Origin of the sequence: Thermoflexus sp. (assembly GCF_025055495.1) — a bacterium.
Taxonomy (GTDB): Bacteria; Chloroflexota; Anaerolineae; order Thermoflexales; family Thermoflexaceae; genus Thermoflexus.
Window position 1 is genome coordinate 1 of record NZ_JANWXB010000283.1, and the last position, 8,046, is coordinate 8,046.

Below are 8,046 nucleotides of genomic sequence, written 5' to 3' on the forward strand. Positions count from 1 at the left end.
TCCTCCGGCGCCTTGTCAATCCGCTCAAACGGCACATACTCCGCCAGCCCCTTCAACGACAACACCTTCGTGATCGCCGACGTCAGCGTCGTCTTCCCATGATCAATATGCCCAATCGTCCCCACATTCACATGCGGCTTCTCCCGCACAAACACCGCCTTCGACATCGTCGCACCTCCGCTAGATAGAGAGTATGGGAATGTGGATGATCCGATGCAGGAGAGGCTCCGGCCTGCCTGAGGCTCCACCGGGCGGCGCCCGACGTCTGGCAGGCCGGGTCGCTTTCTTCACCCGGGGACCTTGTCAGCCCCTTTAGGAAAGGCTCACCGCCCGACCGGCCGCTTCTCGCCGGCCCGGATGATCGATTCAGCGATGAACGACGGCACCTCCGCGTAATGATCAAATTCCATCGAGAAGGTCCCTCGGCCTTGGGTGATGGAACGCAGAACGGTAGCGTAGCCGAACATCTCCGCCAGGGGAACCAGTGCGCGAATCGCCTGGACCCCTTTCCCCCGGTTCTCGATCCCCTGGATCTGGGCCCGGCGGGAGGAGAGATCGCCCACCACATCGCCGGTATAGATCTCCGGAACGATGACCTCCACCCGCATGATCGGCTCCAGCAGGACAGGGGCGGCCTTCTCCGCCGCGTTCCGCAGCGCCAGCGAGGCCGCCACCTTGAAGGCCATCTCGGAGGAGTCCACCTCATGATAGGAACCACCGACCAGGGTGGCCCGGATATCCGTCAACGGATAACCGGCCAGCACCCCCGCCTCCATCGCCTCGATCAGGCCCTTCTCGATGGCCGGGATGAACTCCTTCGGGATGATCCCACCGACCGTCGCATCGACGAACTCAAATCCCTGGCCCCGTTCCAGGGGCTCGAAGTCGATAACCACGTGCCCATACTGCCCCCGGCCGCCGGTCTGCCGGACAAAGCGCCCTTCCACCCCTTTGACGGGCCGGGTGAAGGTCTCCCGGTAAGCCACCCGTGGACGCCCCACGTTCGCCTGCACCCGGAACTCCCGTTTCATCCGCTCGATCAGAACTTCCAGGTGCAGCTCCCCCATCCCGGAGATAATGGTCTGGCCGGTCTCCGGATCCGATCGAACCCGGAAAGTAGGGTCTTCTTCCGCCAACTTGCGCAGGGCCTCGCTCAGGCGATCCTGGTCCGCCATCGTCTTGGGCTCGATCGCCACCGAGACCACCGGCTCGGGGAAGGTGATGCTTTCCAGAATGATCGGGGCGTCCGGATCGCACAGGGTGTCCCCAGTGAACGTGTCCTTCAGGCCCAGGGTGGCCGCGATATCTCCCGCGAAGACTTCTTTAATTTCCTCCCGACGGTCCGCGTGCATCCGCAGGACCCGGCCCACGCGCTCGCGCTTGTTTCCACGGGTCGAGTTGGTGATCTGCTGGCCAGCCGTGATCCGGCCGGAATAAACCCGGAAATAGACCAGACGTCCGACGTAAGGATCCGTCACCACCTTGAACACCAGTGCCGCCAGCGGGGCCTCGTCCGAAGCCGGCCGGATCTCCTCCTGGCCGGTGAGCGGATTGGTCCCCCGCACGGGTGGGATGTCCACCGGGGAGGGCAGGTAATCCACGATGGCGTCCAGCAGGGGCTGGATCCCCTTGTTGCGGAGGGCGGAGCCGCACAGCACCGGGACCAGCTTTCCGGCGATGGTCGCGCGACGGAGGGCGGCCCGGAGCTCCTCGGTGGCGATCGACTCGCCCTCCAGGTATTTCATCGTCAGCTCATCATCGGTCTCCGCGATCCGCTCCACCAGCGTCTCCCGGGCCCGCTGGGCCTCCTCCTCCAGCTCGGGGGGGATGGGCTCGTAAGCCATCTGTGTCCCCAGCTCATCCACCCAGTAGATCGCCCGCATCTCCAGCAGATCCACCACCCCCCGGAAATCCGCCTCCGACCCGATCGGGATCTGAATCGGGAGCGGATGAGCTCCCAGGCGATCCCGGATCATCTGGATCGTGTTCCAGAAATCCGCCCCCACCCGATCCATCTTGTTCACAAAACAAATCCGGGGGACGCCGTAGCGATCCGCCTGGCGCCACACGGTCTCGGACTGGGGCTCCACTCCGTGCACGGCGTCAAAAACAACGACACCCCCGTCCAGCACACGCAGGCTCCGTTGGACCTCAGCGGTGAAGTCGATGTGCCCGGGGGTGTCGATGATGTTGATCTGGTGTTCCCGCCAGTAACAGGCCACGGTCGCGGCGGTGATGGTGATCCCCCGCTCGCGCTCCAGCTCCATATAGTCCGTAACGGTGGTCCCCTCATCGACGGAGCCCAGCTTGTAGGTTTTGCCGGTATAGAACAGAATGCGCTCGGTAGTGGTGGTTTTGCCCGCGTCGATGTGAGCAATAATTCCAATATTCCGGATCCTATCGATAGGAACTTCTCGTGGCATCGCCTTTCGCTCCTGTAATCAGAGCATCACACTCGAGGCCGCTGGGAAAAAGGCGGAAGCCTTTGCCCATCCCAGAGCCCAGTCAGCGGAACCCCTGATCCGTGCAAGCCACAAACATCGGCGGGAAACCAGCCGGTTGTTCAGCGGCCGGGTTACGGCTCTTCGCCGTCGCGCCTGCCGCGAAGGGCGCTCCCCCAAACGGCAACGGGCGAGCGCCATTTCCGAAACCTCTCTCGGCGGCTCACCACCGATAATGCGCGAAGGCCCGGTTGGCCTCTGCCATACGGTGCGTATCCTCGCGCTTCTTCACCGCCGCCCCGGTCCCGTTGGCCGCGTCGATCAACTCCGCGGCCAGCTTTTCCATCATCGACTTCCCGGGGCGTTCCCGAGCGGCGTTGACAATCCAGCGCAGCGCCAAGCTCACCTGGCGATCCAGCGGCACCTCCAGAGGGATCTGATAAGTTGCCCCTCCCACCCGGCGCGGCCGAACCTCCAGAAGCGGCTTGGTGTTCGCCAAGGCTTTCTCGAAGATCTCCATCGCCGGCCGCCCCGTGCGGCGCTCGATCAAATCAAAAGCGCCGTAGACGATCCGCATCGCCAGGCTCTTTTTGCCGTTCATCATCACCTTGTTGATCAGCTTGGCGACCAGAACGCTGTTATAGCGAATATCCGGAGCGATCTCGCGTTTCGGCGCACGACCCCGTCGCATGGATCTCCTTCCTGCCAGCCGGGATTTCTTCGTCTGCTGCAGGGAGGACAAAAGATCTGTCCGGGATGCAGGAAGCTCCGATCGGCTTGAAAGCGGTTCTTCCCACCCTGCTGAGCCTGCAGATCTGCGGAACGCCACCCGCAGCCCTGCAGCGGGAAAGAGGGTCCAGTGGAAGTCCTACCCGGCAGACGCGATGAAAAATTATAGCGGCAAAGCGCAAACCTGTCAAACCCCCCAAATCAGTTTTGAGCGGGCGAGGCCCCCGAAGGCAATCTCGCCCGCTCCCCCCAACGTCCAGGTGGTGAGGAACGACGTAACGCCTAACATAATCAACTCATAAACTCGTTGCACAACTGAGGGGAGGATCCGTCCCCCCTTTCCCCACCCCTTGCGAATTACGCAACAGGCCTAATGAGGGGGGATAATGGGAAAAGTTTGGGGCTGGAGGAGCAGGCCACGAAGCGGCATGCCCCCCAGCCCCCAATCCCTGCATGAGTGGGAGCCTCATGATCTGGCCCCTTCTTTTCGCCCTGATCGGATGGCCCATCGGGATGCTGGTGAATGGCCTGGCGAACGCATTGCCCCGTCGCCGGGTAATCCCCTTGTGGGAAGATCGGGGTTTCCCTCCATCCGCCTGGATCCAGGTGCTTCGAGGAGGGATTTGCTGTCGCCGGCGGGACCTCATGGTGGAGCTGGGGGTGCCGATCCTGTGGGCGCTGGCGGCCGTTCGTTATGGATTTTCTTCTCATGCGGTGCTGGTCGGCCTGTATTTGACCGTTCTGGCTCTGGTCACCGTGACGGATCTGGAACACCGGCGCATCTACGATGCGGTGATGCTTCCCGCGATCGCCCTGGCCGTTGTGCTGGCTCCGGTTTCTCCCTGGCTGGATGGAGGGGCGCTCGGAGCATGGCTGATGGGCTTCGGCGCCTTTGTCTTCTTTTTCGGGATCGCTCTTCTCACCCGGGGGGGGATCGGGGGTGGGGATGCCACGCTGGCGGCCTTCATCGGGTTGATCACCGGGTTCCCGCAGGGATTTCAGGCGCTGGCTTACGGGATCCTTATGGCCGGTGGGGTCAGCCTCCTCCTCTTGCTAACCCGCCGGGTCACGCTGAAGACCGCCATCCCTTATGGTCCTTTCCTGGCTCTCGGTGGGGCGATCGCTCTGCTGGGGTTTTGAGTAAAGACAGCCGTTTGCCGATGGAGCGCCGCCGATGGCGGCGCTCCATCCCTCAAGCCTCATAACCACGCCCACTGGGTCCCCACAAGCCGATCCAGCCCGGCTTCCGCGAAGTGGCGGACCAGCAGGCTGGGATCCTCCAGGGCGGCCATCAGGGCGGGGATGCTCTGGGGCGAAGCGATGCGGGCCAGCGCTCGGGCGGCCAGGATGCGGACCTGAGGATGGGGGTGGTGCAGGCGGTCCATCAGGGCTGCCAGGGCCGCCTCCCCATAGCGAGCGAGGGCTTCCGCTGCCACCCATGCCACCCAGGGCTGATCTTCCAGACGACGTTGAAGCGCAGCGATCACGGAATCCCGCTGTTCCACCACCGGCTGGATCCCCAGTGCCCAGGCTGCCGCGGCGCGGACCTCCGGCTCCGGATCTTCGAGGGCGCGCAGCAACAACGGGAGGCCCTCCGCCTCCCGCGTCTCCACCAGGATCCGGCAAGCCCATGCCCGCAGGCCCGGATCGGAGTCCTGAAGCAACGCCTGGGCCAGCGCGTGCAGATGCTCCGGATCTTCCCTCAGGGCGGAGAGGCGGAGCTCCGCCTGTTCTGGATCTTCCCGGAATAGCTGCTGCCATTCCTCCAGGTTCATGACGCCTGCCTGGGCTCAGAGAGCTTCCGCAGCGCCATCACGCGGCGGGGGGAGGGACCGGGAGCGCATCCACAGGCGTGTTGCGCCACTTATCTCCTTCCTCGATGAGCATCACCGGGATGCCGTCGCGGATCGGATATTTGCGCCCGCAATCCGGCTCGGTGCACACCAGCCACGCGTCCTTCACCAGCTCCAGCCGCCCGGGATCCGGCCCCTCCTTCCGGGTCGGTCCCGAAACGCAGTAGGGGCAACGCAGGATCTCCAGAAGCTCCGGGCTGATCATCTCGAAACCTCCTGATGGGTGCAGTTTTCTGGGTCTGGGCCCGGGGCGAATGGCCTCAGGCCAGCTCATAAAGATAACATCATTCTCTCGGGAGATCCGCCTCTCCCCACAAACCGGAGATGGAGGCGAGCCGCCTTCCGTGACCGGCCATGCTCCCCAAGCCCCTGGGGAACAGCGGATTCCCGTTACCTGGCAAACCGCACGATGGTCGCCCCGTCATCCGGCGTGGGCTCCATGCTCTCCACGTGGGGATGGGTCTTCAACCGTTCCCTCACCGCACGGCGCAGGGCCCCAGTGCCCTTCCCGTGGATGATCCGGACGAAGGGCATGCCGGCCAGGAAGGCTTCATCCAGAAACTTCTCCAGGGCCGGCAGCGCCTCCTCTACCCGCATCCCCCGCAGATCGAAATCGAGAGGGACCTGAGGCGGCCGAAGGGCGGTCGCGGGGGCCGGGGTGGAAGGCGCGGGCTGCGGCCGTTCCCGCCGTTCGAGATCCACCAGGGCCATCCGCAGCCGCCACCGGCCGACCTGCACGTCGGCCTCTTCCCCTTCCAGGCTCAGGATCTCTCCTTCCATCTGGAGCGGGCGCACCCAGACCCGATCGCCCACCGCGAAGGCGGGCTCCGCCGGGGCCTCCATAGGCGACGCGGCTCGGGCGAGGGTTTCCCGCATGCGGGCCTGGAGCGCCTCCAGGCGACGCCGGGCGGCCTCCACCTCGGCCTGATGCATCGCTCGCAGCGGACGACGGATCCGTTCGATCTCCTCCCGGGCTTCCTGCAACAGGGCTTCGATCTGTTCCCGGGCCTCCCGCAATATCCGTTCCCGTTCCGCTTCGATCTGGGCGAGACGTTCCCGCCACTCGCTCTCCAGCGCCTGAGCCACCGCTCGGGCCCGCTTGGCCTCTTCGTGGGCACGGGCCGCCTCCGCCCGCAGCCGCTCCGCTTCCGCCAGCAAGGCCTCCAGGCGCAGGGCCTGAGGCGAGATGTATCCCTGGGCTCGGTCGATCAGCGCCTCCGGCATCCCCAGCCGTCGGGCAATCAGGAAGGCATTCGACCGGCCGGGCAGGCCGATGCGCAGCCGATACGTCGGGGCCAGGGTCTCCGGGTCGAACTCCATACTGGCGTTGATCGCCCCAGGCGTGGTCTGGGCCCAGAGCTTCAGCTCCGGGAAATGCGTGGCCACCAGCGTGGTCGTCTTCCGGGCATGGAAATGCTCCAGGATCGCCCGAGCCAGCGCCGCCCCTTCCATCGGATCGGTCCCCGCCCCCAGCTCGTCCAGGAGGGCCAGGGAGCGCGCCGTGGCGGACTCCAGAAAGCCCAGGATGTTCAGGAGATGGGCGGAAAAGGTCGATAGGTTCTGCTCGATGCTCTGTTCATCGCCGATATCGGCGTAGATCCCGTCGAACACAGGCAGTCGCGAGCCCTCCGCCGCCGGGATATGCAGGCCGCTCTGGGCCATCACCGCCAGCAGGCCCACAGTCTTGAGGGTGACCGTTTTCCCGCCGGTGTTGGGCCCGGTGAGGACCAGGATGAATGTGAAAGGATCGGGGGTGACATCGATGGGCACCACCCGCTGGGGATCCAGGAGCGGATGGCGGGCCTGGCGCAGCCAGAGGGGCGAGGCCGTGCGTTCCTCGGGGGGCTCCTCGGGCCATGGGACGATCTCCGGGCGTTCGGCGCGGAGGGCGATGGCGTAACGAGCCTTCGCCAGCGCCAGATCCAGATCGGCCAGCGCTTCCAGGGTGAGCCAGATCCCCTCCGCCCGCGCGCCGACCGCCGCGCTCAGCGCCGCTAAGATCCGGGCCACCTCTTTCTCCTCCTGGGCCTGGAGGGCCCGAAGGCGGTTCCCCATCTCCACGATGGGCAGCGGTTCGATGAACAGGGTGGCCCCGCTGGCAGAGCTGTCGTGGACCAGGCCGGGGATCTTTCCCTTATGCTCTGCCTTCACCGGGAGCACAAAGCGGCCGCCCCGCATGGTGATCAGGGGTTCCTGGAGATAGGGCGCGTAGCGAGGATCGGTGAGATAGCCCTGCAGACGGGCCTGGAGCTCATGGGTTAGACGACGGATCTCCATCCGGAGGTTGCGAAGGGTGGGGCTGGCGTCGTCTTTGACTTCGCCGGCCTCGTCCAGGCAGCGCTCGATCTCCGCTTCCAGCTCAGGGAACTCCTGCATGCGCCCGGCATGTCGGGCCAGATGCGGCAGCCCATCGGCCCGCCGGAGCAACAGGCGACGGATCCGCCGAGCGGCTTGGATAGTGTCCCGCGCCGACAGCAAATCGGCAGGCGCCAGCGTCGCCCCGTGGGAAGCGGCCTTCAGCAACGGGCGCAGATCCCGCACGCCGCCCAGATCCAGGCCGGGCTCCAGAGCCAGGAGGCGGCGGGCCTCTTCGGTTTCCGCCAATCGGGCCTGGACCTCCGCGAGGTCCGTGGAGGGACGCAGCGCCCGGGCCTTCTCCGCGCTCCAGGGGAAGGCCGTGAAGGCAGCCAGTCGCTCCAGGATCTTTGGCCATTCCAGGGTGTTCAGGTCATGATCGCGCATATGGAGCCTCGTGTTGTGGGAAGAACATCTCCCTCCCCAGGGCCCTGGGGGCCGTGGGGAGAGAGAAAGAGTATCCCGGACGCCATGGGCAACTTTAGGCGTCGAGTCCCATCCAAACGCCTCTGGGAGGGAAGCGGGCCAGGTTCCTCCTCCTAATTCTGGGGCTGGGGGGGGGCGCGAGGCCCGCCCCCCCCCCCCCACCCCCCCCCCCCAACCAACACCCCCCCCCCCCCCCCCCCCCCCCCCCCCCCAAAAAAAAAAAAAACAAGGAGAGAAAACAC

At 65.4% G+C, this 8,046-nt stretch carries 7 protein-coding genes; 1 reads left to right on the forward strand and 6 read right to left on the reverse strand.

Features of this window, described 5'->3' with window-relative positions:
- The 3 genes from NZM16_RS09040 to rpsG all read right to left on the reverse strand — a co-directional run.
- A partial coding sequence (locus NZM16_RS09040; RefSeq protein WP_295480035.1) for a GTP-binding protein occupies positions 1 to 167 on the reverse strand: 167 nt, incomplete at its 3' end.
- A gap of 156 nt (positions 168 to 323) precedes the next feature.
- Positions 324 to 2,423, reverse strand: coding sequence for an elongation factor G (gene fusA / locus NZM16_RS09045; RefSeq protein ID WP_295453157.1), 2,100 nt, complete (start codon positions 2,421 to 2,423; stop codon positions 324 to 326).
- A 241-nt stretch (positions 2,424 to 2,664) separates the two neighbouring features.
- On the reverse strand, positions 2,665 to 3,132 hold the full coding sequence (gene rpsG, locus NZM16_RS09050) for a 30S ribosomal protein S7 (protein WP_295453155.1): 468 nt from the start codon (positions 3,130 to 3,132) through the stop codon (positions 2,665 to 2,667).
- A gap of 506 nt (positions 3,133 to 3,638) precedes the next feature.
- Here rpsG and NZM16_RS09055 point away from each other — a divergent pair.
- The gene (locus NZM16_RS09055) at positions 3,639 to 4,310 is read left to right on the forward strand and encodes an A24 family peptidase (protein WP_295453152.1); all 672 of its coding nucleotides are present in this window, start codon (positions 3,639 to 3,641) and stop codon (positions 4,308 to 4,310) included.
- A gap of 59 nt (positions 4,311 to 4,369) precedes the next feature.
- On the opposite strand, the gene NZM16_RS09060 is transcribed toward NZM16_RS09055, so the two are convergent.
- The 3 genes from NZM16_RS09060 to NZM16_RS09070 form a co-directional block, all read right to left on the reverse strand.
- On the reverse strand, positions 4,370 to 4,945 hold the full coding sequence (locus NZM16_RS09060) for a HEAT repeat domain-containing protein (protein ID WP_295453150.1): 576 nt from the start codon (positions 4,943 to 4,945) through the stop codon (positions 4,370 to 4,372).
- Positions 4,946 to 4,982: 37 nt separating this feature from the next.
- On the reverse strand, positions 4,983 to 5,228 hold the full coding sequence (locus tag NZM16_RS09065) for a Trm112 family protein (RefSeq protein ID WP_295453148.1): 246 nt from the start codon (positions 5,226 to 5,228) through the stop codon (positions 4,983 to 4,985).
- Between the two features lie 185 nt (positions 5,229 to 5,413).
- Positions 5,414 to 7,765, reverse strand: a complete 2,352-nt coding sequence (locus tag NZM16_RS09070; protein WP_295453145.1) for an endonuclease MutS2 — start codon at positions 7,763 to 7,765, stop codon at positions 5,414 to 5,416.
- Between the last annotated feature and the right edge of the window lie 281 nt (positions 7,766 to 8,046).

Excerpts from the sequence above, each read along its gene's own strand:
- fusA (WP_295453157.1), bottom strand. The coding sequence starts at position 2,423 with ATGCCACGAGAAGTTCCTATCGATAGGATCCGGAATATTGGAATTATT.
- rpsG (WP_295453155.1), bottom strand. The coding sequence starts at position 3,132 with ATGCGACGGGGTCGTGCGCCGAAACGCGAGATCGCTCCGGATATTCGC.
- NZM16_RS09055 (WP_295453152.1), top strand. The coding sequence starts at position 3,639 with ATGATCTGGCCCCTTCTTTTCGCCCTGATCGGATGGCCCATCGGGATG.
- NZM16_RS09060 (WP_295453150.1), bottom strand. The coding sequence starts at position 4,945 with ATGAACCTGGAGGAATGGCAGCAGCTATTCCGGGAAGATCCAGAACAG.
- NZM16_RS09065 (WP_295453148.1), bottom strand. The coding sequence starts at position 5,228 with ATGATCAGCCCGGAGCTTCTGGAGATCCTGCGTTGCCCCTACTGCGTT.
- NZM16_RS09070 (WP_295453145.1), bottom strand. The coding sequence starts at position 7,765 with ATGCGCGATCATGACCTGAACACCCTGGAATGGCCAAAGATCCTGGAG.